Source organism: Brevibacterium sp. CS2 (assembly GCF_005280295.1).
Lineage (GTDB): Bacteria > Actinomycetota > Actinomycetes > Actinomycetales > Brevibacteriaceae > Brevibacterium > Brevibacterium pityocampae.
The window spans coordinates 2,247,981-2,272,446 of sequence record NZ_CP040020.1; the positions used below are offsets into that span (position 1 = coordinate 2,247,981).

Annotated in this window: 29 protein-coding genes and 3 pseudogenes; 15 read left to right on the forward strand and 17 right to left on the reverse strand. The window is 69.8% G+C overall.

Going from position 1 to position 24,466, the window contains the following annotated elements; genetic code table 11:
- The first annotated feature begins 25 nt into the window (after nucleotides 1–25).
- On the forward strand, nucleotides 26–898 hold the full coding sequence (locus tag FDF13_RS10065) for a LysR family transcriptional regulator (protein WP_137319529.1): 873 nt from the start codon (nucleotides 26–28) through the stop codon (nucleotides 896–898).
- A gap of 105 nt (nucleotides 899–1,003) precedes the next feature.
- The gene (locus FDF13_RS10070; RefSeq protein ID WP_137319530.1) at nucleotides 1,004–2,035 is read left to right on the forward strand and encodes an Lrp/AsnC family transcriptional regulator; all 1,032 of its coding nucleotides are present in this window, start codon (nucleotides 1,004–1,006) and stop codon (nucleotides 2,033–2,035) included.
- Between the two features lie 32 nt (nucleotides 2,036–2,067).
- Here the strand turns inward: FDF13_RS10070 and FDF13_RS15625 are convergent.
- Together FDF13_RS15625 and FDF13_RS15630 are read right to left on the reverse strand one after the other, a co-directional pair.
- A pseudogene (locus tag FDF13_RS15625) lies at nucleotides 2,068–3,313 on the reverse strand (AbgT family transporter).
- 79 nt (nucleotides 3,314–3,392) lie between these two features.
- A pseudogene (locus FDF13_RS15630) lies at nucleotides 3,393–3,938 on the reverse strand (AbgT family transporter); the annotation flags it as partial.
- Here FDF13_RS15630 and FDF13_RS10080 point away from each other — a divergent pair.
- The 3 genes and pseudogenes from FDF13_RS10080 (at nucleotide 3,937) to FDF13_RS15010 (ending at nucleotide 6,784) form a co-directional block, all read left to right on the forward strand.
- Nucleotides 3,937–5,400, forward strand: coding sequence for an amidase family protein (locus tag FDF13_RS10080; RefSeq protein ID WP_137319531.1), 1,464 nt, complete (start codon nucleotides 3,937–3,939; stop codon nucleotides 5,398–5,400). The pseudogene FDF13_RS15630 and the gene FDF13_RS10080 overlap by 2 nt on opposite strands.
- A pseudogene (locus tag FDF13_RS15005) lies at nucleotides 5,397–5,891 on the forward strand (M20/M25/M40 family metallo-hydrolase); the annotation flags it as partial. The gene FDF13_RS10080 and the pseudogene FDF13_RS15005, both read left to right, overlap by 4 nt.
- A gap of 185 nt (nucleotides 5,892–6,076) precedes the next feature.
- Nucleotides 6,077–6,784, forward strand: a complete 708-nt coding sequence (locus FDF13_RS15010) for a hypothetical protein (RefSeq protein WP_254668767.1) — start codon at nucleotides 6,077–6,079, stop codon at nucleotides 6,782–6,784.
- Between the two features lie 33 nt (nucleotides 6,785–6,817).
- Here the strand turns inward: FDF13_RS15010 and FDF13_RS10090 are convergent, their stop codons facing one another.
- Complete coding sequence (locus FDF13_RS10090; RefSeq protein WP_137319532.1) at nucleotides 6,818–7,129, reverse strand: cupin; 312 nt, start codon at nucleotides 7,127–7,129, stop codon at nucleotides 6,818–6,820.
- A gap of 81 nt (nucleotides 7,130–7,210) precedes the next feature.
- Between FDF13_RS10090 and FDF13_RS10095 the strand changes: the two genes are divergently transcribed.
- On the forward strand, nucleotides 7,211–8,155 hold the full coding sequence (locus tag FDF13_RS10095) for a GlxA family transcriptional regulator (protein ID WP_175406949.1): 945 nt from the start codon (nucleotides 7,211–7,213) through the stop codon (nucleotides 8,153–8,155).
- A gap of 24 nt (nucleotides 8,156–8,179) precedes the next feature.
- Here FDF13_RS10095 and FDF13_RS10100 read toward each other — a convergent pair whose 3' ends face one another.
- Together FDF13_RS10100 and FDF13_RS15325 are read right to left on the reverse strand one after the other, a co-directional pair.
- Entirely contained in the window at nucleotides 8,180–9,166 is a 987-nt protein-coding gene (locus FDF13_RS10100) for an MFS transporter (protein ID WP_254668768.1), read from the reverse strand.
- Nucleotides 9,167–9,175: 9 nt separating this feature from the next.
- Entirely contained in the window at nucleotides 9,176–9,385 is a 210-nt protein-coding gene (locus FDF13_RS15325) for a hypothetical protein (protein ID WP_254668769.1), read from the reverse strand.
- A gap of 88 nt (nucleotides 9,386–9,473) precedes the next feature.
- On the opposite strand from FDF13_RS15325, the gene FDF13_RS10105 reads away from it, so the two are divergent.
- The 4 genes from FDF13_RS10105 (at nucleotide 9,474) to FDF13_RS10115 (ending at nucleotide 11,102) form a co-directional block, all read left to right on the forward strand.
- Nucleotides 9,474–10,064, forward strand: a complete 591-nt coding sequence (locus tag FDF13_RS10105) for a TetR/AcrR family transcriptional regulator (protein WP_254668770.1) — start codon at nucleotides 9,474–9,476, stop codon at nucleotides 10,062–10,064.
- The gene (locus FDF13_RS10110) at nucleotides 10,061–10,438 is read left to right on the forward strand and encodes an AraC family ligand binding domain-containing protein (RefSeq protein WP_217494848.1); all 378 of its coding nucleotides are present in this window, start codon (nucleotides 10,061–10,063) and stop codon (nucleotides 10,436–10,438) included. The genes FDF13_RS10105 and FDF13_RS10110 overlap by 4 nt, the downstream gene beginning before the upstream one ends.
- Before the next feature lie 22 nt (nucleotides 10,439–10,460).
- Nucleotides 10,461–10,583, forward strand: coding sequence for a helix-turn-helix domain-containing protein (locus FDF13_RS15330; protein WP_247618665.1), 123 nt, complete (start codon nucleotides 10,461–10,463; stop codon nucleotides 10,581–10,583).
- A gap of 96 nt (nucleotides 10,584–10,679) precedes the next feature.
- Nucleotides 10,680–11,102 carry a LysE family transporter gene (locus FDF13_RS10115; protein WP_254668771.1) on the forward strand — a complete coding sequence of 141 codons (423 nt, stop codon included), beginning with the start codon at nucleotides 10,680–10,682 and terminating at the stop codon, nucleotides 11,100–11,102.
- 52 nt (nucleotides 11,103–11,154) lie between these two features.
- Here FDF13_RS10115 and FDF13_RS10120 read toward each other — a convergent pair whose 3' ends face one another.
- Together FDF13_RS10120 and FDF13_RS10125 are read right to left on the reverse strand one after the other, a co-directional pair.
- Nucleotides 11,155–11,469 carry a type II toxin-antitoxin system RelE/ParE family toxin gene (locus tag FDF13_RS10120; RefSeq protein WP_137319535.1) on the reverse strand — a complete coding sequence of 105 codons (315 nt, stop codon included), beginning with the start codon at nucleotides 11,467–11,469 and terminating at the stop codon, nucleotides 11,155–11,157.
- Nucleotides 11,466–11,735, reverse strand: a complete 270-nt coding sequence (locus tag FDF13_RS10125; protein ID WP_137319536.1) for a type II toxin-antitoxin system ParD family antitoxin — start codon at nucleotides 11,733–11,735, stop codon at nucleotides 11,466–11,468. Before FDF13_RS10125 ends, FDF13_RS10120 begins: the two co-directional genes overlap by 4 nt.
- A 242-nt stretch (nucleotides 11,736–11,977) precedes the next feature.
- Here FDF13_RS10125 and FDF13_RS10130 point away from each other — a divergent pair, with 242 nt between their 5' ends.
- Nucleotides 11,978–13,186 carry an MFS transporter gene (locus FDF13_RS10130; RefSeq protein WP_137319537.1) on the forward strand — a complete coding sequence of 403 codons (1,209 nt, stop codon included), beginning with the start codon at nucleotides 11,978–11,980 and terminating at the stop codon, nucleotides 13,184–13,186.
- A 3-nt stretch (nucleotides 13,187–13,189) separates the two neighbouring features.
- On the opposite strand, the gene FDF13_RS10135 is transcribed toward FDF13_RS10130, so the two are convergent.
- Nucleotides 13,190–13,876 carry a nitroreductase gene (locus FDF13_RS10135; protein WP_137319538.1) on the reverse strand — a complete coding sequence of 229 codons (687 nt, stop codon included), beginning with the start codon at nucleotides 13,874–13,876 and terminating at the stop codon, nucleotides 13,190–13,192.
- A gap of 269 nt (nucleotides 13,877–14,145) precedes the next feature.
- On the opposite strand from FDF13_RS10135, the gene FDF13_RS10140 reads away from it, so the two are divergent.
- Nucleotides 14,146–14,880 carry a DUF899 domain-containing protein gene (locus FDF13_RS10140; RefSeq protein WP_137319539.1) on the forward strand — a complete coding sequence of 245 codons (735 nt, stop codon included), beginning with the start codon at nucleotides 14,146–14,148 and terminating at the stop codon, nucleotides 14,878–14,880.
- Between the two features lie 64 nt (nucleotides 14,881–14,944).
- Here FDF13_RS10140 and FDF13_RS10145 read toward each other — a convergent pair whose 3' ends face one another.
- Together FDF13_RS10145 and FDF13_RS10150 are read right to left on the reverse strand one after the other, a co-directional pair.
- Entirely contained in the window at nucleotides 14,945–15,466 is a 522-nt protein-coding gene (locus tag FDF13_RS10145) for a GNAT family N-acetyltransferase (RefSeq protein ID WP_254668772.1), read from the reverse strand.
- A complete protein-coding gene (locus FDF13_RS10150) occupies nucleotides 15,463–16,917 on the reverse strand; it encodes an FAD-dependent oxidoreductase (RefSeq protein ID WP_254668773.1) in 1,455 nt (484 codons plus the stop codon). Before FDF13_RS10150 ends, FDF13_RS10145 begins: the two co-directional genes overlap by 4 nt.
- 172 nt (nucleotides 16,918–17,089) lie before the next feature.
- On the opposite strand from FDF13_RS10150, the gene FDF13_RS10155 reads away from it, so the two are divergent.
- Complete coding sequence (locus tag FDF13_RS10155) at nucleotides 17,090–18,280, forward strand: MFS transporter (RefSeq protein ID WP_137319541.1); 1,191 nt, start codon at nucleotides 17,090–17,092, stop codon at nucleotides 18,278–18,280.
- A gap of 99 nt (nucleotides 18,281–18,379) precedes the next feature.
- A complete protein-coding gene (locus FDF13_RS10160) occupies nucleotides 18,380–19,147 on the forward strand; it encodes a hypothetical protein (protein ID WP_137319542.1) in 768 nt (255 codons plus the stop codon).
- Nucleotides 19,148–19,181: 34 nt separating this feature from the next.
- On the opposite strand, the gene yidD is transcribed toward FDF13_RS10160, so the two are convergent.
- From yidD to FDF13_RS10190, 6 genes are all read right to left on the reverse strand, one after another.
- Nucleotides 19,182–19,487 (reverse strand): membrane protein insertion efficiency factor YidD, encoded by a 306-nt coding sequence (gene yidD / locus FDF13_RS10165; protein ID WP_137319543.1) that lies wholly within the window; start codon nucleotides 19,485–19,487, stop codon nucleotides 19,182–19,184.
- 99 nt (nucleotides 19,488–19,586) lie between these two features.
- Nucleotides 19,587–20,006 (reverse strand): phage holin family protein, encoded by a 420-nt coding sequence (locus FDF13_RS10170; protein ID WP_137319544.1) that lies wholly within the window; start codon nucleotides 20,004–20,006, stop codon nucleotides 19,587–19,589.
- 60 nt (nucleotides 20,007–20,066) lie between these two features.
- Nucleotides 20,067–20,417, reverse strand: coding sequence for a DUF2200 domain-containing protein (locus FDF13_RS10175; protein ID WP_137319545.1), 351 nt, complete (start codon nucleotides 20,415–20,417; stop codon nucleotides 20,067–20,069).
- A gap of 208 nt (nucleotides 20,418–20,625) precedes the next feature.
- Entirely contained in the window at nucleotides 20,626–21,378 is a 753-nt protein-coding gene (locus tag FDF13_RS10180) for an ABC transporter permease (protein WP_137319546.1), read from the reverse strand.
- 1 nt (nucleotide 21,379) lies between these two features.
- Nucleotides 21,380–22,126, reverse strand: a complete 747-nt coding sequence (locus FDF13_RS10185; RefSeq protein ID WP_137319547.1) for an ABC transporter permease — start codon at nucleotides 22,124–22,126, stop codon at nucleotides 21,380–21,382.
- Entirely contained in the window at nucleotides 22,126–22,476 is a 351-nt protein-coding gene (locus FDF13_RS10190) for a hypothetical protein (protein WP_137319548.1), read from the reverse strand. The genes FDF13_RS10185 and FDF13_RS10190 overlap by 1 nt, the downstream gene beginning before the upstream one ends.
- A gap of 153 nt (nucleotides 22,477–22,629) precedes the next feature.
- Between FDF13_RS10190 and FDF13_RS10195 the strand changes: the two genes are divergently transcribed.
- Nucleotides 22,630–24,153: a recombinase family protein gene (locus FDF13_RS10195; RefSeq protein WP_254668774.1), complete on the forward strand. Its 1,524-nt coding sequence runs from the start codon at nucleotides 22,630–22,632 to the stop codon at nucleotides 24,151–24,153.
- A 16-nt stretch (nucleotides 24,154–24,169) separates the two neighbouring features.
- Here FDF13_RS10195 and FDF13_RS10200 read toward each other — a convergent pair whose 3' ends face one another.
- Nucleotides 24,170–24,373, reverse strand: coding sequence for a hypothetical protein (locus FDF13_RS10200; protein WP_137319550.1), 204 nt, complete (start codon nucleotides 24,371–24,373; stop codon nucleotides 24,170–24,172).
- Between the last annotated feature and the right edge of the window lie 93 nt (nucleotides 24,374–24,466).

Sequence of the window (24,466 nt, forward strand, 5' to 3'; positions counted from 1 at the left end):
AAGGATGAACAGCCATCATGGATGGATGGAGCTCCAGCAGATGCGGTACGTCGTCGCTGTCGCCGAGGAGCGCAGCTTCACCCGGGCGGCCGAACGCTGCTTCGTCGTGCAGTCCGCGCTCAGCCACCAGATCAAGGCGCTCGAGCACGAGCTCGGGGTCACCCTGTTCGCCCGGTCGAGCCGCCGGGTCGAGCCCACGCCCGCCGGCCGAGCGTTCCTCCTGCAGGCGCGGGCGAGCCTCGAGGCCGCAGAGCGCGCGGTGGCCGATTCCGCCGCCGCGATCGGACGCATCAGCGGCACCCTGACCCTCGGGGTGATCCCCACCGTCACCGCGCTCGACATCGCCGCGACGCTCGGCGCCTTCCACCGGGCGCACCCCGAGGTGCGGATCGCGCTGCGCGGCGGCGGCAGCGACACGTTCGTCTCCGCCATCGCGGACGGACGGATGGACGTCGCGGTGCTCGGCCTGCCTGACACCGGGCCGCCGCAGGGAGTCGCCTCCCGGGTGCTCGCACGGCAGCGTCACGTCGCCGTCGTGTCCTCCCATCACCGGCTCGCCGGGCGGAAGCGTATCGAGCTCGCCGACCTCGCCGGAGAGGCGTTCGTCGACTTCGCGCAGGGTACGCCCGGGCGCACCCAGTCCGACCTCGCGTTCCGGGCCGCCGGTCTGCGCCGCGAGGTCGCGTTCGAGGCGATGAGCACCGAGCTCATCCTCGACCTCGTCCGCGAAGACCTCGTCGTCACCCTGCTTCCGCCCGCGGTGGTGCCCGAGGACCCGGGGCTGAGCACGGTCACCGTCGCCGGCGGGCCCACCCGCATCGAGTACCTCGCCTGGAGCGGCTTCAACCCCTCACCGGCGGCACTGGCGTTCCTTGGCGGAATCCAGCCGCCCAAGTGACGGGTGCAAGGCCTGGCCGAATGCTGAGCATCCCCTCCGTCGTGGCCAGCTGGTGCAGTCGCCATCTTCCGTCCGCAACCGCTTCGCGCGGAGTAGGATCACGCCATGCCCGAGTCCACCGTCCCGGCTCCCGCCGCGCCGCTTGATCCTATCGACCGGCAGATCATCGCCGCGCTGCAGGTCAGACCGCGCGCTTCCTGGTCGACCATCGCCCAGGTTCTCGGGGTTCCGGACCGGTCGGTCGCGCGCCGGGGCAACGAACTCATCGAATCCGGCCGGGCAGCGGTCGTCGGGGTGACCGGACCGTCACGAACGGCGCTCGCCTTCATCCGGACCCCACCGAACTCCACCCGCTCGGTGCTCGCCGGAATCGCCGGACGCGCCGATTGCGTCTTCGCCTACGCTCTCACCGGTGATTGGCAGATCGTCGCCGAACACCGGGTTGATGATTCCGAACTCGCGGCACTTGTGCTCGACGAACTCCCCACTGTTGCCGGGGTCGCGCGGATGTCCCTGGCGCGAGTGACACGCGTGTACCGGTCGGTCCGCGAGTGGATCCCCGACGTCCTCACTGCAGACCAGCGCAGTGCGCTCGGCGGACCTCCCGGACAACGGCCCCGGGTCGTCCCCGAATCACCTGTCGCCGCGACGGTGGTGAGCGTCGAACCCGATATCACCGATGCCGACCGCGCGCTGCTGCGCCTGCTCGCCGAGGACGGCCGCACCCCGGCCGCCCAACTCGCTGCCCGCACCCGCTTGTCGGAGAACACCGTGCGCCGCCGCCTCGGCTGGCTCGAGACCCACCACTACTCACGGCTGCGGGTGGTGGTCGAACCCGCAGCGCTCGGCTTCCCGAGCGAGGCGATCGTCCGGGTATCGGCCCCGCCGCGGCTCGCCGGAGAACTCATCGCCGCTCTGCTCACTCACTCCGAAGTCCGCTATCTCGCCGCCCTCGGATCCGACGCCGATCTCCTTGTTCACCTCGCCTGCCGTAACAACGAGCACCTCCACGACCTCGTGTCCCGTTCACCCTGGTGTGCCCTGGCGCACACGATCGAGGTCGATCACCTCCTCGTCGCGGAGAAGCGCAGCGGTCGGCTCCGCAGAGCCGACCGCCGCGGTCGTGGCCTGTACTGATCCGGGTGCGATTGGCAGCCTCGTGGCCCGGTTCAGCGGATCGCGATCCCGGGCCCGATCGGCAGGCCGATCACGTACCAGATGATGAACAGTGCCACCCAGACGGCGAGCATCGTCAGTGCGAGCGGGATCGTGAAGGACATGAATGTGCCGATCCCGGCGTCCTTTCGGTATCGCTGCATCATGCCCAGCGCCAGCACGAAGTACGCGCTCATCGGGGTGATGGCATTCGTGCACGAATCAGCGATCCGGTAGACCAGCTGGGTCGTTTCGGGCGAGATCGACAGATACATGAGCATTGGGACGAGCACCGGGGCGAGAATCGCCCACATCGCCGAACCGCTTGTCACGATGAGGTTGAGGACGCTGACGAGTCCGATGATGAGGAGCAGGATCACCAGGGGCGGCATCCCGGAAGCGCGCAGGACGTCGGCACCGCTCACCGCGATCACCGTGCCGATCCCGGTCCACTTGAAGTAGGCCAGGAACTGCGCGACGGCGAAGAAGAGCACGAGCACCGGGGCCAGCGACCGGATTCCATCGGCCATCGCCTCGGGCACCTCGCGCAGGCGTGGCAGCGAGCCGGTGATCCGGCCGTAGACGATCCCGATGAGCACGAAGGCCAGGCCGACGACGATCGCGATGTTCTGCAGCACGAGCGACTGGACGATGCTGCCGTTCTCCCCCCCGGAACGGTGAGTCGGCCGGGAGGAGTGCCGCCGCGACCACCCCGGCGTAAACCAGCAGAGTGAGCGCTGCGGCGATCATTCCCGTCTTCTCCGCCCGCGTCAGGTCGAGGCGTCCGCGATCGAGGTCATCGTCAGCGTCGACATCGGCCTCGAGTCCGGGGCGCCGTGCGAGCACGGTTTCGACGACGACCGTCACCGTGATGGAGAGGATCACCGAGGACACAATCGCCCAGAAGTAGTTCGCCAGGGGCGTGACGACGTAATCGGGATCGACGAGCTGCGCTGCCTGCGTGGTGAGCGAGGAGAGGATCGCATCGGAGGGTGTGACGAGTGGTGAGGCGTTGTACCCGGCCGAATACGAACCGTAGGCCACCGCGATCCCGAGCACAGGAGACCGGCGCGCTGACTTGAACGCGAGCGCGGGCAGGGGCAACAGCACGATGATCGCCGCATCGAACATCACGTGCGAGATCATCGCGGCGAACGCGACGGCGAAAGTCACCCAGCGGACGGGCAGACGAACGATCGTCACCCGCAGGAGCGCATCGAGCACGCCAGAGCGTTCGGCCACGGCGACGCCGAGGATCACGCTGACGACGATCGGCAGGGGGAGCGAAACCTGCGAAGTTCTCCAACGCCGTGCTCAACGCCATGACGAGAGCATCGATGGACAGCAGGCTGCGCACCGCAGTGACGTCCTCGGTCCCCGGGGCGGTGACCTCGACACCTGCGACGGCGAGAACGGCGGAGACACAGGCGAGGATCGCTGTGAGGAGCCAGAACAGCCAGAACGGGTGGGGCAGGAGGCTGCCGATGCGTTCGATGAACTCGAGGACGCGGAAGAAGACCCGCAGTCGACCTGTCATCGTGGTGTCGTCCGCGCTGTCCGAGAGCGTCGGCAGACGCCTCTCGGAAGGCGAACTGGATCCCGGAACCGGGTGCTCGGACATCGAGGTGCTCCTCGGATAGTTGCTGGTGATGTGTCTCACATCTTGCGATGCGGGGTCTGCTGGGAACCAGTCGAACGAAGGCTGGGAGGCGCAGTTGCGGGCATCCGCCACGTCGATGGCCGATTCGCACGATCGGTCCGCGCAAGTGGGCACCGGTGTGGCGACCGGGATCCGAAGACGGTTTACTCGCACCCGACGCCGTCGTCCCGACCCACCGGGTACCGGGCATAAGCGAGGCGCGACCCGACACCCGAGGAAACCCATGACACAGGAACCGCGCTCTCAAGAATTCGCCGAACTCGGTGTGATCGAGCTCGCCGCCGAGATCCGCGCCGGCCGGATGTCGCCGAGCGAGGCGCTCGAGGCCCACCTCGTCCGGATCGATGCGCTCAACCCGGAGATCAACGCCGTGATCACCATCGACGAGGATGGTGCGCGCAGGCGCGCCCGCAACGCCGATGCCGCTGTCGTCGCCGCCCGCCGGGAGAACCGCGTGCTCCCACCCCTGCACGGCGTGCCCATGGCGCACAAGGACAACGCGGCGACCGCCGGAATCCGCACCACCCTGGGGTCGCCGCTGTTCGCCGACGCCGTGCCGACCCGTTCGGCCCTGCACATCTCCCGGCTCCACGCCGCAGGCGTGATCGCGACCGGAAAGACGAACGTCCCGGAGTTCTCCGCCGGTTCGCATACGTTCAATCCGCTGTTCGGCACCACGGTCAACCCGTACGACACCCGTCTCTCGGCCGGAGGCAGCAGTGGCGGAGCAGCTGCCGCGGTCGCCGCCGGGATCCAGCCCGGAGCCGATGGCTCAGACACCGGGGGCTCACTGCGCACTCCGGCCTCGTTCACTAATCTCGTCGGCTACCGTCCCTCGCTCGGGCGGATCCCCGAGGTGCCGACCCGCAACCCCTGGGCCTGGCAGTCGCGCAAGGGATTCCTCGCCCGCACGGTCGCCGATGTCCGCGCCCTCACCGATGCGGTGGCCGGGCCGGACCCGCAGTCGCCGGCCTGGCTGCCCCGCGACGACAGCTACGCACCAGTGGTGCCGGCTCCGTGCCCGGACACCCGCCCACTGGCAGGACTGCGCATCGGGTGGACGTCGAACTTCGGAATCGGGGTGCCGGTCGAAGCCGCGGTGCTCGCGACGCTGCGGGAGGCCCCAGGCGTCTTCGCCGCACTCGGTGCCGAGGTCGACGAAGCCTGCCCCGACCTGCGCGATGCCGATGAAGTGTTCCAGACCACCCGCGCCTACGACTTCGCGCTCAGCCTCGGCGATCTCGTCACCGCGCACCGCGAACAGGTCAAGGACGCGGTGGTGTGGAACGTCGACACAGGCCTGGCGTTGACTTTCGCCGACCTCCGCTCGGCCGCAGAGGCCAGAGCCCGACTGTTCGACAGTGTGCGCGAATTCTTCACCGTCCACGATGCGCTCATCGCCCCGGCGGTCCAGGTGGTGCCCTTCGATGCGGACTGGGAGTTCCCCCACGAAGTCGCTGGCGTGCCGACTCCGAACTACCTCGACTGGATGCGGGCATCCTCGCTCATCACTGCGACCGGACTGCCGAGCCTCTCCGTGCCCGGAGGATTCACACCCGCAGGCCTCCCGGTAGGCCTTCAGATCATCACCGCCGACCGCGCTGATGCGCTGCTCCTTCGCATCGCCGAAGCCTTCGAAACCGCGACCGGTCACGGAACACGGCGCCCACAGGCGATCGCCCGATGAACCGAGGAGCGCGCATCGACGAGGCCGGTCGGTTCGCCTCCGACGGCCGGCTCGAGGAGATCGTGGGCCGCCGGGTGGCCGTCCGGACCGTGAGCACGGATGCTGCGCTGGCCGGTGAGGTCGGCCGATATCACGACGAGCAGCTCGGACCCGGGCTCATCGACCACGGTTTCATCCTCGAACGGTGGGAGAACCCTGCCTCACCTCGGCACCCGTTTCTCTGCGCTGAACGGCGCGAGCCCGACAGCCAGCGCAGCGTGCTGCTCTACGGGCACGCCGATGTCCAACCACCGCAGACCGCACAATGCTCGCCTGGGCTGGACCCCTGGACGCTCACCGTCGACGGCGACCGCTGGTACGGCAGGGGCGCGGCGGACAACAAGATCCAGCACACGATCAATCTCGAAGCGCTCTATCTGGCGATCGATTCCGGACAGCAGTTGGGTTTCACCGTTGGCGTTCTCATCGAGTCCGGTGAGGAAGCCGGCTCGCCAGGACTTCTTGAGGTCTGCCGAGCACATGCCGACCGTCTGACGGCCGACGTGTTCATCGCCTCCGACGGTCCCAGAATCGCCGCCGACCGTCCCACGATCGTCCTCGGGTCCCGCGGGACGTCCCTGATCCGGCTCGACGTCAATCTCCAGGACCAGGCCTACTATTCGGCAACTGGGGTGGGGTGCTGGCCAACGCAGGCCACCGACTTGCGCACGCGCTCGCCCATCTCAGTGATGCGCACGGCGTTCTCCAGGTGCCGGAACTGCGCCCGACCGGGATCCCGGAATCCATCCGGGAGGCCGTCGACCGCCTGACAGTGGGAGCAGATCCCAGCGCGCCGGTGCTGAGCGAGTGCTGGGGCGAACCGGGGCTGAGCCCGGCCGAACGGCTGTTCGCCTGGAACACAGTCGAGGTCCTCGACTTCCTCTGCGGCGACCCCGACGCTCCGGTCGGAGCGATCCCCGGTCGGGCCCATGCGGACCTGCAGGCACGGTTCGTCGCCAGCATCGACCCCAGTGAGATCGTTCCTGCGATCAGTCGTCACCTCGACGCCGGAGGTTTCTCCGACGTCAGCGTCACCGAACGCGGCCACATGGCTGCCACCCGGATGGACCCCGGCCACCCGTGGGCGGTATGGGTGCGCGATTCCGTTTCGGCGACGACCGGACAGGACACGATGGTGATCCCGAATCTCGCCGGGACGATCCCCAACGAGTCCTTCGCCGAGGTGCTCGGCATGCCGACGATCTGGTTGCCCCACTCGTATCCGGGCTGTGCTCAGCACGCACCGGATGAGCACGCACTGGCCTCGCTGTCTCGCCAGGCGATGGAGATCATGGCCGGCCTCTACTGGGATCTGGGTCACGGCGAGATCCCCGTCGAGCGCTAGGTCGTCACTGCCCTGCCGCAGCTTATTGTGCGGTCAGATCGAACCTGCGCGCTCAATGACGAGGATCCTCGCCTCGCCCCGGGGCACGGCTACGTGTTCATCGCCGATGCCGGCGACGCAGATCCGGCCGGGCACGAGTTCCTCGACCTGCTCCTCGCCGTCGACGCGATAGTGCATGTCGACCACGCCGTCGACGACGGCGAACACCTCCATCGCGTCGTTGACGTGCCAGACGTACGGGGAGTCCGTCCAGTGGAGACGGATGGAAGCACCGTCGATGACGGCGAGGTCGTGGGCGCCCCAGGCGCGATCGGCGGTGAAGGACGTCGAGTCGATGAATCGCATGAGTCCATACTGTGTTCCTGCGGACGTGACCGCCAGCGGCAGGAATGACACCATCCGTACCATTCATGCCATAGTGGGTGGATGCTGACCCACCGCGTCGTCGCACTCGCCCTCCCGTCGGTCGTCCCCTTCGATCTGGCGATCGCCGCGCAGGTGTTCGGCTCGCCCGCCGAGCCCGAGTACACCTTCGAGATCGCGTCACCGGCACCGGACTCCCTCCCCACCTCGCAGGGTTACGCGCTGTCCGGACTCTCACCACTGAGAGCGCTGTGCGAGGCCGACACGGTCGTCATACCGGGATGCGCCTCGCTCGAGGCGCCGCCGGACGCGGTGCGCGAGCTGCTCTGCGAGGTGGCCGGTCGAGGAACCCGCCTGGTGTCCATCTGCACGGGAGCGTTCATACTGGCCGCCACCGGACTGCTCGACGGACTCACCGCGACGACGCACTGGCAGGACGCGACCGAGCTCCAGGCGCGGTTCCCGCGCGTCGTCGTCGACCCGAACGCCCTCTACATCGATCACGGGCACGTCGCCACGAGCGCCGGCATGGCCGCCGGCATCGACCTGTGCATCCACCTGGTGCGCACGGACCTCGGCCAGACCGTGGCCGCAGGGGTCGCGCGCCGCATGGTCGTCCCACCGCACCGCTCCGGCGGACAGGCGCAGTACATCGACCACCCCGAGCCCGCGCCCCGGGGTGTGGCGCACAGCGTGATCGACCACGTGCAGCGACACCTCGACTCCCCGTTGACGAACGCCGAACTCGCCCGGCTGGCCGGGATATCCTCCCGGCACTTCTCCCGCTGCTTCACCGCCGAGGTCGGGTCGACCCCCTTGCAGTGGGTCACCGCGCAGAGGGTCGCCGAGGCGCGCCGCCTGCTGGAGACGACCGGACTGGGCATCGACGCGATCGCTGCCCGCACCGGGCTCGGGACCGCGACGAACCTCCGCCGGCGGCTCAAGGACGCCGTGGGGCTGAGCCCGAGCGAGTACCGCCGCACGTATCGGGGCGACGTGGGCAGGTGAGCCACGCCTTTGCTGCGAGCGACCTCACATCTCCTGGCGGCCCGGTCGGACGAACGCTCCCGTGACCCCGACCAGTGCGGCGGCCGCGAAAGCGAGCGGCGGACCGATGGCTGTCGACAGCGACCCGACCAGCGGTGCTCCTGCCGCCTGACCGAGGGCGAGGATGAGGAAGGCGAGGCCGACGCCGGTGGCGGGGGAGTGCATGTACACCTGAGTCCCCCAGACCAGCAGGATCCCGGTGAGACCGATGTAGGTGGCGCAGAACACCGCCGCCGCACCCCAGGCGATCGGCACGGAACCCGGGAACGCGGCGAACAGCGCTGTCGCCGCCGCGTTGAGGATCATGGTCGCGATCCAGCTCGGCCCGACGCCGAGGCGGGCGACGAGCCCGCCGGCGGCGGCGCCGCCCATACCGAACGCGCCGAGCAGGATCCAGGCGACCGTCGAGGCCAGCCCATCCATGCCGCCCGTGCCCACGAGCAGATCCCGCCCGAACGTCCACACCGCCGAGCTCGCGGCACCCATGAGAGCCGCGGTGAGCTCGAGCCGGCCGGCACCGGCGGGGAGGCGCGGCAGCTGCACTGCGCGGTGCGGTGACCCCATGGCGCGGTGCAGCGCACCGCTCGCTCGGGGTGGCCTCCCGCCCGGCACCGCGAAGGCGACCCCGAGCGTGACCGCTGCGCACAAACCGGCGAACACGAACGAGGCGAGGCGCCACTGGCTCGCAGCGAGGAGCGCGACCGGCCCGGCGACGAGCACGCAGAGTCCCGTGCCGGCGTTGACGACGGTCTGCGCGCGATCCCGCACCGGCTCCCTCACCGCGGTGGCGATCGCCTGCGCCAGCGGGGGCGAGGCGATGCCCGTGCTCGAACCCGCGAGGATCACCCCGACGGCGAGCGCCGCCGTATTCGGGGCGAGGCTGATGAGCAGAACCCCGCCGGTGGCGACCGCTCCGGCGCTGATCGCCAGGGTGCGGCTGCCGAACCGAGGCGTGAGCGCGGTCGATGCCACGATGGCGAGTCAGTACGCGGCGTAGGACCCCGAGGCGATCGCCCCCGCGGTGGCGGCGGTGAGTCCGAACTCGTCGCTGAATGCCGGGACGAAGAGCCCGTAGGCGAAGCGCGCCAGCCCGTAGCAGGCGGCGATGAGCGCGAGCCCGGCACCGGTGAGCTGCGCGGTGCTCCACCGCCCCGTAACCGGCGCCCTCGACACCGCGGATCCCGCTCCCATCGCGTTGCCTCCCCGCCAGGTTCACAGACCTGTGAACCTGTGCTCAGGCTACGTATACTCGGCAGCAGAGTCAACGAGGAGGACACCGGTGGGATCGAGCGGAGCGGCAGCGGGTGATCGCGCGGAAGGTCTGAGCCCAGGTGCCCGCCGGATCCTCGACACCGCCTCCGCCCTCTTCTACGAGCACGGGATCCACACCGTCGGAGTGGACACGATCGCGGCGCGATCAGGCATCACCAAGCGCACGCTCTACGACCGGTTCGGCTCCAAGGACGCGCTCGTCACCGCATATCTCCGTACGCGTCACGAGGCGTGGTGGGACGACCTCGAGCGGCGCATCGACCGGGCGCTCGCCCCGCGGGTCCTCGCAGTCTTCGACGCCTACGCCTCGACCGGTCTGCCGAGCGTACGCGGCTGCGCGTTCCTCAACGCCGCCGGGGAACTCCCGCTCGACCACCCCGGCCAGGCGGTGATCCGGGCGCACAAGACCGCGGTGCGCCGCCGCCTCGGCGAACTCCTCCACGCCGACCACCCGGACCTCAGTGACCGCGGATCCCTGGCCGAGCACCTCTTCCTGCTCCTCGAGGGCGCGATCGCCCATCGCGGAGTCGACGGCGACGACCGGCGCCTCGTCCGCGCCCGCGGACTCGCCGCACAGCTCCTCGGGGACACCCGATGAGCACCCACCAGGAGCGCACTGCCCGGGTGACCACTACCCGGGCGGGAACCGAGTTCCTCCGCAGCCCAGGCCTGCCGCAGCTGGAGTTCCGGCGTCCGGCCCAGGATCGTTCCTGCTACCAACCGCACGCGCACGAGCGGTTCTCCGTCGGGATCATCGACAGCGGATCGACGCTGTTCTCCGGCGCGGTTGGTGACCCGGTCCGCCTGGTGCCCGGGGACGTCATCCTCATCCCCGCGGGCTTCGTCCACGCGTGCAACCCCGACGGCGGTCGCTGGGAGTACCGGATGATCCACGCCGATGAGGCCTGGCTCGCCGCGCTCGTCCCGGACGATCACTCCGAGCTCCTCGCCGCTGGCCTGGCGGCAGAATGACCGGGTCATCCGCGGCCGGGAGATGCTGCGCGCCGGAACCTCTGTCGTGGAAACCGCGATCGCCCTGGGGTTCGTCGACCAGAGCCACTTCCACCGGGTGTTCCGGGCCCACGTGGCCGCACTGCCCGGTGCCTACCGCGGCTGACCGCCGCGCCCGGCACACCTGCAACTTCGTACAAGACCGCGCCTCACTGCTCCGGCCATGCTCGATGCAGATCATCGTCGAGCCCCCGGAGGTCCCGTGGAGCAGTTCCTCGCCGTCGCCCTGGCCAACGGCCTCTTCATCGCCGCGGCCTTCTCCGGCATGGCGCTCATCACGAACGATGCGGTGCTCCACGTGATCCAGGCAACAGGGGGGATCTTCCTCGTGCACATCGGGATCGTGTTCCTGCGCTCCCGCACAGCACTCGACCCGGCCGAGGTGCACCGGGCCGCCCGGACCACGTGGACGCGCAACCTCGGCCTGGGCCTCGCCTCCGGTCTGCTCAACCCCAAGAACGCGCTGTTCTACGTCAGCCTCGCCTCTGCGGTGACCACCGCGAGCCCGGCTGCGCTCGTGCTCTACGGCGGGTGGATGTTCACCCTCGTGCTCGTCTGGGACCTGTTCGTCGCCATGGCGCTCGGTTTCCGGCGGGCTGATCGCCGGCTGCGGGATGAAGGATGAACCGCAGTCGCTCGGGTAGTCTGCTCGAAACGTTTTGGAGACCGGAACCGAGCTATCCTCCGTTCTCAGCGAGTATCGATTCGTAGTCTCGCCCGCCGTAGAAGATGCCGATGATTGCGACCACCTCTTCGAGCACGGCGAACGCGATCACCACTCGTCTTCTGTAGCCGATCGTGCGGAGCCCCGGTCTGATGTCATCGCGTTCGGAACCACGGAAGGGAAAGTCTCCAAGCCCCTCGCAGAAGTCGACGATTGCATTGGTGAATCGCAATGCGGTGTCGGGTGAATCAGCATCGGCGATGTAGTCGTACAGGTCATCGAGCTGACTGAGCGAGTCGCGGCCGAAGACGACGCGGTAGTCGTTCACGTCTCGCGGGAGTGCCGAGATGCAAGGCGGGCTCGAACCTCATCCGGACTCGCGGCTTCGGCAGGTGATTCGACCGCGGAGTCGTAGGCGGCGGCGACCTCGTCCTGCAACCACCGTTCGATCGCAAAATCGCGGGCGAACAGAGCACGCAACCCATCTCGGACGACTTCGCTCTCACTCGCGTACTCTCCCGAGCGGACCCGCTCGCGGAGGGCGTCGGCCATGTCGTTGGGGAGCGTGATGCTCAATTGACGGGTGGTCCGCATGATCGACCTCCGAACTCCGATGGGATTCCATCCTACTCAGGGCGAGGCCTGCAGGCGAGGCTCGTTCGAGAGGATTTCGACGGTGCCGCGGGCGACGCTCGAGGGTGAGCTGTGCCTCAGTGCTGCATCGACCGTAGGAACCGCGCGGAGGACGCTCCGTGGGTAGGATCGGAACCGGCCGCGACGACGAGGCACCTTCCGCTGCGAGGGGCTCTCCGGTCGGGGCGGAGAGGAGAGCACGCATGCGCAGGTCGTCCGACGGATCCGCCCCGCTCCGGCTCGGACGGACGGGCTACTTCTGGGCGGCAGCCTCTGTCCTCGCACTCGGCCTGTGGTCCTCCGGGTCGCCGAGCGTCCTCTACCCGATCTACGCGGACCGGTGGGACCTCGCGCCGGTCGTCGTGACGTCGGTGTTCGCCACCTACCAGCTCTCGCTCATGGTCGTGCTGCCGCTGTTCGGCAATCTGTCCGACCTCTACGGCAGACGACGGGTGATGATCGCCGGCATCACTCTGATCGGGCTCTCGGCTCTCGTCTTCGCGTTCGCCCCGAACGTGGCGTTCCTCTACGCCGGGCGCGTCCTCCAGGGTGCGGGAACCGGGCTCACGGTGGGCGCAGCCACTGCGGCGCTGACGGAGAACAACCCCACTGCGAATCCGCGCTTCGCGAGCACCACTGCCACCGTCGCGACCGCCACCGGTCTCGCCTGCGCCCTGGTCCTCAGCGGTGTGCTCGCCGAGCACGTCCCACTGCCGCTGGTGTGGAGCTACATCGTCCTCCTCGGCCTGGCCGCAGTGTCGATCACCGCGCTCGTGCTCAGCCCGGACGACCGGCCCGCCGCCCGGGCGAGGTGGCGCCCGCAGGCCCCGTATGTGCCGGCGGGGATGCGCCTCGGGTTCCTCATCGCGACCCTGTCCGCGGCGCTCGCGTACTGCGTCGGCGCGATCTTCCTCTCGCTCGGCGCGACGATGATCGACCAGTTCACGAGCACCGACAACACCGCAGTCGTCGGCGGTCTGCTGGGAGCGTCGGCCGCCTGCATCGGACTCACCGGGCTGTTCCTCGGACGTGCGCGCGCCGGCGCGCTCGTCGCCGCCGGAGCGCTGGCCACCGTACTCAGCGTCGGACTCATGGCCGCGGCGAGCGCATTCGAGTCCCTGCCGCTGTTCTTCGCCTGGTGCATCGTCGGCGGCATCGCCTACTCGCTGGCATTCACCGGCGGGCTCGGCGTCATCAACCGGATCGCTCCGGATGAGCACCGCGGTGCCGTGCTCTCCCTGCTCTACCTCGTCGCCTACACCCTCCAGGCGGTGGCCGTGCTCGGGGTCGGGGTGCTCGCGACCGCCGGCTCGCTCGGCGCGGCAGTGGGTATCGCCGCCGTCGTACTCGCCGTCGTCTGCGTCACCGTGCTCGCGCTCCTCCTCGTCGATCGGCGGGCAGGAGCAGCCTGAGGGTCAGTTCGCAGGTTCGTCGAAGCCGACGAACACCGTCGCCTCGTCCACCGACTTGCGGGCGGACACGACGCTGTTCGCCGGGAAGGACTCGTCCGGGTGGCCGATGGCGATCGCGATCATGATGACCTGGTCCTCGGCGATGCCGGCGTGCTCCCGCACGACGGGGGACTGCATGATGCCCTGCGAGTTGACGCAGCAGCCGAGGCCCCGGGACCATGCCGCGTTGACGAGTGCGGTGGCGACCGCTCCGCAGTCGAACACCGGCACGTCCCCGCCGTGGAGGTCGCGGTCGTAGGTGACGATGATGCAGGCCGGGGCGTCGAACTGCCGGAATCCGCGGAGCACCCAGTCCTGGCGTGCAGGCTTGTCCTCGCGTGCGATGCCCATGGCGGCGAAGAGCTGCTTGGCGACGCCGATCTGGCGCTCCCGGTGCTTGCCCTGGTACGGGTCGGAGCCGCGGAACTCCCGCGACTCCGGGATGCCGGCGAGGTTGCGCTCGACGTTGCCGGCGCGGATCCGCTCGAGGGGCTCGCCGGTGATGACGTAGAAGTTCCACGGCTGGCTGTTGAGTGAGGACGGCGACCGGATCGCCAGGCCGATGATCTCCTCGATCACGGCCCGGGACACGGGTTCGTCGGTGAACCCGCGGATCGTCCGGCGTCCGAGCACCACCTCGTCGTAGGTCATAGGGAGGGGCTGCAGGGTGCGCTCCGCACTCCTCGGTGCTGTTCTCGGTGAGACGACTGTGTCCATCCCTCATAACTATCACATCGCCGGCAGGATCATCCGCCGCCGGTCCCCGTCGAGGTGGTCGAGCCGGTCGACGGCCGCGAGCTCGGCATCGCGGCGAAGGCCCTATCGCTGTGATCGTCGATGGTGTAGGACTGCACCATGCACACCACGGGAGCCAGCAGCGCACAGGAGCACGGCCGCGATCCGCACGACAGGTTCGGCCGATGAGCGTCGCCGAGGAGTGGCCGCCGATCGTCGACCGCGCCGTCTGGGACGACGCGCGTGCCGTGCTGCAGCAGGAGAAGGCGCTCACCCGGATGAAGGACGCGATCAGCGCCGCCCGGCGCCGGATGCCCATGGTCGAGGTGCGCTCCGACTACCGCTTCCACGGCCCGGACGGCACCGCGACGCTGCTCGACCTGTTCGACGGGCACCCGCAGCTCATCGTCCAGCACTTCATGTTCGGACCCGATTGGCAGGAGGGGTGCGACGGGTGCTCGATGATGGCCGAGCACATCGGGCCGCTCTCCCACCTCCATGCGCGGCGGACCGCGTTCGTGCTCAGCTCGCGCGCCCCGCTCGAGCGCCTGCACGCCTTCCGCGAGCGCATGGGCTGGGACCTGCCGTGGTACTCGACCGAGGGCGACGCCTTCAACATCGAGTTCGGGGCGACCGTCGACGGCGAAGAGCAGCAGGCGATCAGCGTGTTCCTGCGCCGCGGCGACCGCGTCTTCCACACCTGGTCGATCTACGCCCGCGGTGAGGAGCCCTTCATGATGGTCTTCGACCTCCTCGATCTCGGCCCGGGACACGGGTTCGTCGGTGAACCCGCGGATCGTCCGGCGCCCGAGCACCACCTCGTCGTAGGTCATGGGGAGGGTGGCTGTGGGGGTGTCGGAGCCTGCCGGCGCGTTTCCGGGTGCTTCTCTCTGCAAGACGACTGTGTCCATGATCAATGATTACCACAGGCGCACCCCGGGGGTCGAAGAGCTCAATGACCGGGCGCCCGCCCGGGTGCGGGGGTCACGGCCGTCGGCGCTCGACGATGACCGTGTCACGCCACTGCCCGGCCTGAGGCCCGTAGGTCATGAGCGCGATCCGCTCCCGGCGGCCCACCGTGCGGAACCCGGCGCGCTTGTGCAGGCGGACGCTCGCGGTGTTCTCCGGGAACAGCGAGCCCTGGATCGTCCACACGCCGTGCTCATCAGCGACACGGATGAACTCGGCCAGCAGCCGCGCGCCGAGGCCGCGGCCGAACTCCTCGGGGTGGACGTACACCGAGTGCTCGACGACGCCCCGGTACACCGCGCGGGCCGACACCGGCGTGGCGGCCGCCCAGCCGCGCACCCGCTCGTCGTCATCGACGGCGACGAGGCGCAGCGCGGGGATCCGGCGCTCCGCGAACTCCTCCCAGCTCGCCGGGGGTGCGGAATCGAAGGTCGCCTGCCCGGTCGCGATCCCGGCCCGGTAGATCTCCTCCACCGCCGGCCAGTCCGCCTCCGTCATCACGCGGAAGCGCACCCCCGGGCCCGAGGCGCCGCTCATGCGTGCGACCGCTGTCCGCTGCGCCCGTGCGCGGTGCCCGTGGGGATGCCGAGCGACACCGGGGCCGCCGGTGGGCAGCACGCGCTCACCGGCGGGCAGCACGCGGCGTCGGCATCCGTGCCGCTGTCGCCGGAGTCGGCGCAGTCAGGGGTGTCGCAGCCGCCCTCGTCTCCGTCCACGGAGCCGAGGCCCGCGGAGCACACCCCGGTCTCCGGCAGCACGAGCTCGACGCGCTCGGCCGCCTCCCGGTCGCCGGCGAGCGCGGCCGCGATCGAGCGCACCTGCTCGTAGCCGGTGGCCATGAGGAACGTCGGTGCCCGGCCGTAGGACTTCATCCCCACGATGTAGAAGTCCGGATCCGGGTGCGCGAGCAGCCTCGCACCGTGCGGGGGCACGGTCCCGCAGCTGTGGAACTCGGGGTCGATGAGCGGACCGAGCTCCCGCGGCGCCTCGACGACGGGATCGAGAGCGAGGCGGACCTCGCGCAGCATGCCGAGGTCCGGCCGGAACCCGGTCGTCGGCACCACCCGGTCCACCTCGAGCGCGACGGGGCCGGCCGGGGTGTCGGCATGGACGGTCACGCCGTCGCCCGATTCCAGACCGGTGATGGTGAACTCGGTGTGCAGCTCGACGGCGCCGCTCTCGACGAGTGCGCGCAGGCGCGCGCCGAGCGCGCCGCGGGCCGGGAGCCCGTCCTGGTCCTCCCCGCCGTAGACGGCGTCAGGGAGTGCGGACCGGATCGCCCAGCTGATGCGGGTGTCCGCCTCCTCCGCCCGGAGCTCGGCGAGGGCGAGCAGGGTGTTCGCAGCCGAATGGCCCGCACCGACGACGAGCACGCGGCGGCCGGCGAACTCCGCCCGGTCCCGGCCGGTGACGTCCGGCAGGGGAGAGGTGACGAGTCCGGCGGCGCGGGCGGCCGCCTCGCCGGTGGCGGGAAGTCCCGCCTGCCCGAGCGGGTTCGGGGTGTGCCACGTGCCCGAGGCGTCGATCACCGCACGCACGCGGTGATCGGTGACCGCGCCCTGCGCGTCGGCGACCCGGACGAGGAACGGGGTGGTCTCGCGCTCGTGGCTGCGGGTCCGATCCATGCCCTCGCGGCTGACTGCGACGACCCGGGTACTCGTGCGGATCCGTCCGCTGAGCTCCGGGGTCGCGGCGAGCGGCGCGAGGTAGTCGGCGACGAGCTCCGCCCCGGTGGGCAGGCGGTCGAGGTCGGGCTCCGTCCAGCCGGTCGATTCAAGGAGTGCGCGGGCGGCGGGGTCGATGTCGTACCGCCATGGGGAGAAGAGGCGGATGTGGCCCCAGGCGTTCACCGCGGATGCCGGTTCCGGGCCCGCCTCGAACACGATCGGCTCGAGCCCGCGGGCCAGCAGGTGCGCCGCCGCGGCGAGACCGACCGGGCCAGCTCCGATCACGGCGACGGGCAGTGTGGACGGGTCGGCTGCGGGCACGGGCGTCTCCTCGGTTCGGGGTGCGCACGGTGGTCGCCGCACGCGGCTCAATCGACAGCCATCGCACATCGATGGCTGTCGATGTACAGCCAAGCATGTCGTATCGACAGATGTCAATCTATGGGCATAATGGGGGAGTGACCACAGCGATGAGACCTGCCGGACCTGTTCGATGACCGACCGACCCCGGGGTGGGATGACGGCCCTGTGCCTGGCCCAGATCACCAGTTGGGGACTGCTCTACTACTCGCTGCCCGTCGCCGTCGTCCCGGTCTCCGCGGACACCGGGTGGAGCCACACGACGGTCACCGCCGCACTCGCCGCAGGCCTCCTCGTGTCCGCGGTGCTCGGCGTCCGGGTGGGCCGGCTCCTCGACGTCCGCGGGCCGCGTGCGGTGATGACCACCGGCTCCGTCATCGGGGTGCTCGCCCTGCTGCTCGTCGCCTGGTCGCCGAACCTGCCGATGTTCTTCGCCGCCTGGCTGCTCGCCGGCTTCGCTCAGGCCGCGGTGCTCTACCCGCCCGCGTTCGCCGTCATCACCCGCTGGTACGGGCCCCGGCGCGTCGGTCCACTCACCACGCTCACGCTCGTCGGCGGCTTCGCCTCGACGGTGTTCGCCCCGCTCGTCGCCTTCCTCGTCGAGGTGTTCGGGTGGCGCGGGAGCTACCTCGTCATGGCGGGCATCCTTGCGCTCGTCACCATCCCGCTGCACGCGCTGTTCCTCAACGGTCCGTGGTCCGACGGCGCCCCTGTCCGGGCCACCACCGCTGCGACGGCGGAGATCCGGCAGGTCACCCGCTCCGCCCGGTTCCGGATCCTGCAGATCACCATGGCGGTGGCGACCTTCACCCTCTTCGCGGTGACGATCAACATCATCCCGATGTTCCTCGAGCGCGGGATGAGCTACGAGATGGCGGCCCTGTCGCTCGGCCTCGTCGGCGCCGGGCAGGTCATCGGCCGCATCGGGTACCCGCAGTTCGCCCGCGCCACCACACCTCGGATGAGGACGGTCACGGTGTTCATCGCCGGCGCCGCAGCACTCTGGGTGCTGGCGCTGCTCCCGCAGCCGTACTGGCTGCTCGTGGCGGTCGCGATCCTCGCCGGAGGAGTGCGCGGGTGCCACACACTGCTCCAGGCGACTGCGGTGTCGGACCGCTGGGGGACGAAGAACTTCGGCGCGATCAACGGCGCTTTCGTCGCACCGATGACCGCCGTCGGAGCGGTCGCCCTGGTTGCCGGGCCGGGTCTGGCCGAGCTGCTCGGCGGCTACCCAGCGATGGCGGTCATCATGGCCGCACTGCTGACCGGGGCCGCGCTCGTGGCGATGAGGGAGCCGCAGCCGAGGCCGGCGCCTCACCCCTGATGGACGGGCAGCTCCACATGCACGGCGAATCCACGGGCCGGAGCGGGGTCAGCGCCGGCCGGTGAGGCCCGGATCCTGGCCCTCGCATACCATCGATGCGTGCCGAATCCTCCAGAATCCGCCGCCCGTCCCGACGACCACGACGACGGGCCGCCCGCCGACAGCCGCTACCAGAAGCTCGACAGCGCAGCGGTCCGTGATTCGACGGCTCGCCTGCAGCGGAGGATCAGGAGTCGGTTCCCCGACCGGGGTCTGTGGGAGGTGTGCAGCGAGCTCCTCGGCCTCGTCGACGAGGTCATCGAGGGCGGCGGGATCAGCCGCCGCCGGGTCGGCCTCGCCCGGCTGCTCTCGCGTGCCGCGATCATCACCGTCATCGTCGTCTTCGGCGGCGCGATCGTGCTCGCCGGCGTTGCGGTCTGGGCAGGAGCCGATGCCCTGGGGCCGATCGACCTGCTGCCGCTGCTCGAAACCGCGGTGAACAACCTCGTGTTCGCCGGCATCGCGATCTTCTTCCTCGTCGCAGTCCCGGAGCGCATGGAGCGTGCGCGGGTGCTGCGCCTCGTCCACCGTCTGCGCTCGCTCGCCCACGTCATCGACATGCACCAGCTCACCAAGGTGCCCGAGCGGCTCGAACGCGGCCGGCGTGAGGACGATGGTCTCGATCTGACCCGTGAACAGCTCGCCCACTACTTCGACTACTGCACGGAGATGCTCTCCCTCGTCGGCAAGGCGGCGGCGCTGTTCGCCGAGGACACCACCGATGGCGAGGTGCTCGACGCGGTCGAGGGCATCGAGACGCTGACCTCCGACATGGCGCGCAAGGTGTGGCAGAAGATCGCGGTGCTCCAGTCCCAGAGCGGCGCCTGACGGATCTCCGTCGCATCAGGTGAGAGCGGGGGGCTCAGAACCGGAAGGGGATGGGGATCCCGCCCAGGCAGCACACGCCCTGCACATTGCCGCCGCCGGCCTTGAGCGAGGTCGCGGCGCGGGAGCAGCGGCCGAACTGGGACATCGAGGGGCGGATCCCGCCGATCACTCCGCGTTCGGCGATGATCGAGCGGATCACGGCCGAGCAGGAGCGCTCGGCGCCGGCGACGAGGGAGGCGCAGGTGAATCCCTTGCGCGGCGAGATGTGCCGCTGGTACATGCGGATGGCGCGGTCGGCGCCGAAGCGCGGGGCACGGGTGATCGGGCGTGTGTTCGACATGCTCCGACAGTAGACCCGATGGCGCGCCGGGTACAGGGTGACCTGCCGGAAACCGGGGCCGACCGGCCCGGTGGTGCACCACGGACCTGCGGCCGGGGTTCAGTCCTCGCGGCTGCGTTCGGCCCGGCGGTCGGGCATGACCCAGCCGAGGACCGCGGACACGATCGCGACGATGATCGCGGCGAACAGTGCGGTGAGGAACCCGTCGAAGCTCAGCGTGATCGGGGTGAACTGCGAGGCCCATGCGGTGAGGAGCAGCATGAGCGCATTGATGACGACGGCGAACAGGCCGAGTGTCAGGCAGGTCAGGGGGAGTGCGACGAGTTCGACGAGCGGCCGGACGAGTGCATTCACCACCCCGAACAGAGCACCGATGACGAGGTACGCCACGACGGTCGAGCCGGTGTCCCCGAGCGAGGCGGCGAAGGCGTCGCTCCCGGCGATCTCCATCCCGGGCAGGAACCAGACCGCGGCGGCGAGCGCCAGGGCATTGACGATGATGCGCAGGATGAGGTTCATGGTGCGTCCTCCTGGAACTGTCGGAACGGTGGCCGCGGCCAGCGGTGCGGTGGGATCCGGTCACCCCCGCAGGATCGACTCCATCTTCTTGCCCCGGCCCACCTCGTCGACGAGCTTGTCCATGTAGCGGATCTTCTGCATGAGAGGGTCCTCGATCTCCTCGACCCGCACCCCGCAGACGACGCCGGTGATGAGCTCGGCGTTGGGGTTGAGCTCCGGCGCCTCGGCGAAGAAGGTCGCGAGGTCCGTGTCGTTCTCGATGACGCGCTCGAGGTCTGCCTCGGAGTACCCCGTGAGCCAGGTGATGACGGTGTCGACCTCGGCCTTGCCGCGGCCCTTCTTCTCCGCCTTGGTGACGTAGTGCGGGTAGATGCTCGCGAAGCTCGTGGTGAAGATGCGGTGCCCGGCCATGGTGCGCCTCCTGGAGTGGTGGATCGATCGAAGTCTCGACGTCATTGTCCCACCGGCGAGGCCATCCCGGCCCGGCTCACGAGGTGAACCCGAGCCCCAGCCGGTCGAGCGTGCGCAGCATGAGGTTCCGGTGCCCGTCGTTGCGGTCGGCGCGGTCCATCGCCCAGCGGGTCGCATTGATCCCCGCCGAGGCGTTCGTCCAACGCCTTCACCCCCGCACCTCGCGGCGGGCGAGGAGTGCGGCGCTCCCGGCGATCGCCGCTGCGGTGAGGAGCACCGTGCACGCGAGGATCGCGGCGACGTCGCCGAACCCGATCGTGCCGGGGTCGGCGAAGGTGCCGGTGCCCAGCTGGGTGGTGCGGGCGATGAGCGCATGGGGGAGCACCGCGATCAGCGCACCGACGTCGGCGAGCAGGAGCACCACGGAGACCCCCGAGGCGACGAGCGCGCAGGCCACGGGCGCGGCGAAGGACGGCAGCAGGATCGACAGGCCCGACTGCACGGCGGCCACCGGGATGCTCGCGGCGATGATGAGCAGGCTGATCGCCAGGTACTCACCGGGCAGCAGCCCCGGCAGGCCGAACACGAACCTCCCGAACACCGTGAGCACCCCGAGGAGCACGAGCTGCATGGCCGCGGCGGTTGTCGCGATGACCGCGGTCTTCGCCACCGCGATCCGCAGCGCCGAGGTCGGGCCGCTGAGCAGGGCGTTCCAGTTGCCCCCCTGCCTCTCGGGCCGCCACACGAGGGAGGCGATGATCGCGATGCCGAGCGGCAGCGGCGCCATCCCATGGACGACGACGGAGCGCAGCCACATCGTGTGCCAGCCATCGGCCGGGGCCTGACCCGAGGCCAGGGTGTTCGCGACCCCGGAGAGGACCATGGCGGTCGGGAGCAGGAGCACGACGACCCAGCTCAGGGAACGGGAGAGTTTGAGGAATTCGGCGCGGACGGCATTCATGTCAGTCCTCCTTGAGGTCGAGGAGTCCGGTGGTGAGGACGAAGAGCAGGGAGCCCACCACGGCGAGCGCAGCGACGCTCGGGTAGGCCGGAGTGAGGAGTTCGGGGGCGTCGCCGACGAACGCGGCCCCCGTCGCCAGGGCGTAGTAGCCCCACGGCGACAGGTGGGCGAGCAGCGGCGGGAAACCGCTGGCGAACACCGCGATGAGCGTGCCGACCACCCCGATGCCGAGCGTGACGAGCTGATTGTCCACCACGGTGGCGAGCACGACGTGCAGGGCGAGGACGACGAGGCTGACGGTGACCGCCAGCAGAGTGTAGAGCGCCCATGCGGCCACGGGCAGCACGGCGGTGATCCCCACCGCGAGCCCGAACCCCGCGACGAGCAGGCTGCTGAGCACGGTCGCCCCGGCCACCCAGATCGCGGTGGCGGCGAACTTCGTTCGGCACAGCCGGCCGGTGGTGACGCCTGCGGTGCGCGCGAGCAGCCAGCCGTTCGCCCGGTGCTCGATGTCGACCTGGCGACTGGCGAGCACGGCGATGGTGAGCGGCGAGCCGACCGGCACGGCGAGCGAGAGTCCGGCGAGCAGGCCGGCCCACGCCTCGGGGGCGGCGGGGCTGAACTCCGGGGAGCTCACCGCGCTCATGATGCTCAGCCCGGAGACGGCGCAGACGAGCGCCGCGGCGCTGAGCCCCATGCGGAGCCGGCGCATCTTGGAGAACTCGAGTCGCAGGAGTCGTGCGCTCATCACAGACCACCTCCGGCGGTGACGTCCATGAAGACGTCCTCGAGCGTCTGTTCGTCGCGCCGCACGCCGTAGATGTCGATCCCCGCACCGGCGAGCTCGCTGACGAGCCGGGCGGTCGCCGGTTCGTCGATGCCGGTGAGGCGCAGGGTGCGGCTGTGCGTGCCGCGGAGCAGCTCGGGCCGGATGAGGGAGGCGGTGCGCTGCGGGTCCGCGGTGTCGATCAGCAGGTCCGGGGTCGAGGCGGCGAACAGCTGCTCCCGGGTGCCCTGGAACACGAGCCGCCCGCCGCTGAGGATGCCGAGCACGGTGGCGGTGCGGTCGATCTCGCCGAGCAGGTGGGAGGACACCATGACGGTGACCCCGGATTCGGCGAGGCTGCGCAGCAGCGCGCGGATCTCCTCGATCCCGGCGGGGTCGAGGCCGTTCGTCGGCTCGTCGAGCCGGGAGGTAGGGGGTAGGGAAGGCAGGCGTACCTCATGTCCATGAACACCACTACTGACTCCATGCTCGAAGCCCCCGAACTCTCAACCTCGTTGGAAGCCTCGATCGCGCGGCTGCGCGAGGTCGCGGACGACGACTGGACGCCGGCCATCGTCTACGGGCGCGCTTCCCAGGACCGCAAGAAGCTCATGCGCTCGATCAACGACCAGCTGCTCGACTGCGTGTCCTGGTGCGAGCCCTTGCGCTGGTACCCGGACATGATCGTGCGTGACTCCGACCGGTCTGCCTCCCAGTGGCGGAAGAAGATCCGCGAGGGCTTCGACGAGGTGATGGCGCTGATCGAGGAAGGCAAGCACGGCGGGTTCGTCACCTGGGAGCCCTCCAGGGCCGCGCGTGACCTGGAGGTCTACGTGCAGCTGCGCAAGGCCTGCCGCCGAGCGAACGTCCTCTACCTCACCCACGGCCGCGTGTACGACTTCACCCGATCGGATGATTCGTTCGCGATGGGGTGGGAGTTCTTACGGGCCGAAGCTGACGCGGATACGATGCGCGAGCGGCAACTGCGCACCGTGAAGCTCAACGCCGAGCGCGGACGCCCCCACGGGCGCCTTCCCTATGGGTACCGACGGATCTATGACCAGCTCACCGGGGTGCTGCTGCGGCAGGAGCCCGACCCGCACAAGGGTCAAATCGTGCGGGATGCGGCCCGGGACGTGCTGGCAGGCAAGTCGCTGCACTCGGTGGCGATGCGGCTCCAGGATGCCGAGGAGCCGACCCCGATGAAGTCCTGGACCGAGGCTCCACGTGGGTGGGAGGCGAACACAGTCCGCCAGGTGCTGGAGAACCCGACCATTGCGGGCAAGCGGGTCTATCAGGGTGAGGTCATCGGTGATGCGCAGTGGGAGCCGCTGATCGACTGGGAGACGTTCCAACGGCTCCAGCGCCTGTTCGCCGATCCCGGCCGCAGGGTCAAGGGCGGCGGTACGCAGGCGAAGACTCTGATCACCCACATCGCCAAGTGCCACTACTGCGGACGCCCCTTGAAGCGTGCCGTCCTGAGGCGCAAGCATCAGGCGGATGCGGTGAAGTACTACTGCGCGTTCCGTGGCTGCTACAAGATCACCATCGCCCAGCAGGGACTGGACGACTACGTCGAGGAGGCGGTGCTGACCTGGTTCGAACAGCCGGAGAACCTCGCCCGGCTCACCGGTGACGACGGGGGCGAGTGGATCACGAAGGCCGATGCCGCGCAGGAACGCCAGGCAGCGTTGCAGACCCGTCTGGACGAGGCGATCGCCCAGTACACGGCCGGGCAGTTGAACCTGGACACGCTGACGAAGGTCGAGCAGTCCCTGCGTCCGCAGATCGCGGCAGCTGAGCGGGAGCTGATCCCGCCGATCACCGATGCCCGTGTGAAGGCTCTGGTCACAGCCCCGGATCTGCGGGCGGCCTGGGGCGAGCTGTCGCTGGCAGAGCAGCGAGCGATCATCAAGGCCGGATTCGACATCCGTATCCAGCAGACGCGCAACCGCGGTCAGAACGCCTTCGAACCGGGCCGGGTACTCATGGAGCCCCGCACCCGGTGAGCCGGTGGCGGGCTGGTCACCGGGTGCGACCACGCAGGGTGTTCCGCACCAGAGTGACCAGCTCGCCGCTCATCGGCGGGAACTGCGCAGCGGCCTCACGCGCGGCAGCACGGATGCGTTCGCGCTCCGTCTCCGGCTGCGTGCGGGGCGAGACGTGGCCGAGGTCGTCGTCGTGGTCGGTGGTCTGGGTCTGGGTCTGGGGTGTCGGGATGCTACTCATACCTGACAGGTACGTAAGGCATGTCGGAGCAAAAAAGTCAACCCCAACATCCGTGGTGCCTCATAGTCAATTCCCCGGGAACGGTGGGCCGTG

Coding starts and splice junctions, on each gene's coding strand:
- FDF13_RS10140 (WP_137319539.1), top strand. CDS start 14,146: ATGAGCGTCGCCGAGGAGTGGCCGCCGATCGTCGACCGCGCCGTCTGG.
- FDF13_RS10070 (WP_137319530.1), top strand. CDS start 1,004: ATGCCCGAGTCCACCGTCCCGGCTCCCGCCGCGCCGCTTGATCCTATC.
- FDF13_RS10080 (WP_137319531.1), top strand. CDS start 3,937: ATGACACAGGAACCGCGCTCTCAAGAATTCGCCGAACTCGGTGTGATC.
- FDF13_RS10190 (WP_137319548.1), bottom strand. CDS start 22,476: ATGGTGTCCTCCCACCTGCTCGGCGAGATCGACCGCACCGCCACCGTG.
- FDF13_RS10110 (WP_217494848.1), top strand. CDS start 10,061: ATGAGCACCCACCAGGAGCGCACTGCCCGGGTGACCACTACCCGGGCG.
- FDF13_RS15330 (WP_247618665.1), top strand. CDS start 10,461: ATGCTGCGCGCCGGAACCTCTGTCGTGGAAACCGCGATCGCCCTGGGG.
- FDF13_RS10095 (WP_175406949.1), top strand. CDS start 7,211: ATGCTGACCCACCGCGTCGTCGCACTCGCCCTCCCGTCGGTCGTCCCC.
- FDF13_RS10145 (WP_254668772.1), bottom strand. CDS start 15,466: ATGAGCGGCGCCTCGGGCCCGGGGGTGCGCTTCCGCGTGATGACGGAG.
- FDF13_RS10130 (WP_137319537.1), top strand. CDS start 11,978: ATGCGCAGGTCGTCCGACGGATCCGCCCCGCTCCGGCTCGGACGGACG.
- FDF13_RS10125 (WP_137319536.1), bottom strand. CDS start 11,735: ATGCGGACCACCCGTCAATTGAGCATCACGCTCCCCAACGACATGGCC.
- FDF13_RS10135 (WP_137319538.1), bottom strand. CDS start 13,876: ATGACCTACGACGAGGTGGTGCTCGGACGCCGGACGATCCGCGGGTTC.
- FDF13_RS10090 (WP_137319532.1), bottom strand. CDS start 7,129: ATGCGATTCATCGACTCGACGTCCTTCACCGCCGATCGCGCCTGGGGC.
- FDF13_RS10200 (WP_137319550.1), bottom strand. CDS start 24,373: ATGAGTAGCATCCCGACACCCCAGACCCAGACCCAGACCACCGACCAC.
- FDF13_RS10185 (WP_137319547.1), bottom strand. CDS start 22,126: ATGAGCGCACGACTCCTGCGACTCGAGTTCTCCAAGATGCGCCGGCTC.
- FDF13_RS10195 (WP_254668774.1), top strand. CDS start 22,630: ATGCTCGAAGCCCCCGAACTCTCAACCTCGTTGGAAGCCTCGATCGCG.
- FDF13_RS15325 (WP_254668769.1), bottom strand. CDS start 9,385: ATGGGAGCGGGATCCGCGGTGTCGAGGGCGCCGGTTACGGGGCGGTGG.
- FDF13_RS10155 (WP_137319541.1), top strand. CDS start 17,090: ATGACCGACCGACCCCGGGGTGGGATGACGGCCCTGTGCCTGGCCCAG.
- FDF13_RS10175 (WP_137319545.1), bottom strand. CDS start 20,417: ATGGCCGGGCACCGCATCTTCACCACGAGCTTCGCGAGCATCTACCCG.
- yidD (WP_137319543.1), bottom strand. CDS start 19,487: ATGTCGAACACACGCCCGATCACCCGTGCCCCGCGCTTCGGCGCCGAC.
- FDF13_RS10180 (WP_137319546.1), bottom strand. CDS start 21,378: ATGAATGCCGTCCGCGCCGAATTCCTCAAACTCTCCCGTTCCCTGAGC.
- FDF13_RS10170 (WP_137319544.1), bottom strand. CDS start 20,006: ATGAACCTCATCCTGCGCATCATCGTCAATGCCCTGGCGCTCGCCGCC.
- FDF13_RS10065 (WP_137319529.1), top strand. CDS start 26: ATGGAGCTCCAGCAGATGCGGTACGTCGTCGCTGTCGCCGAGGAGCGC.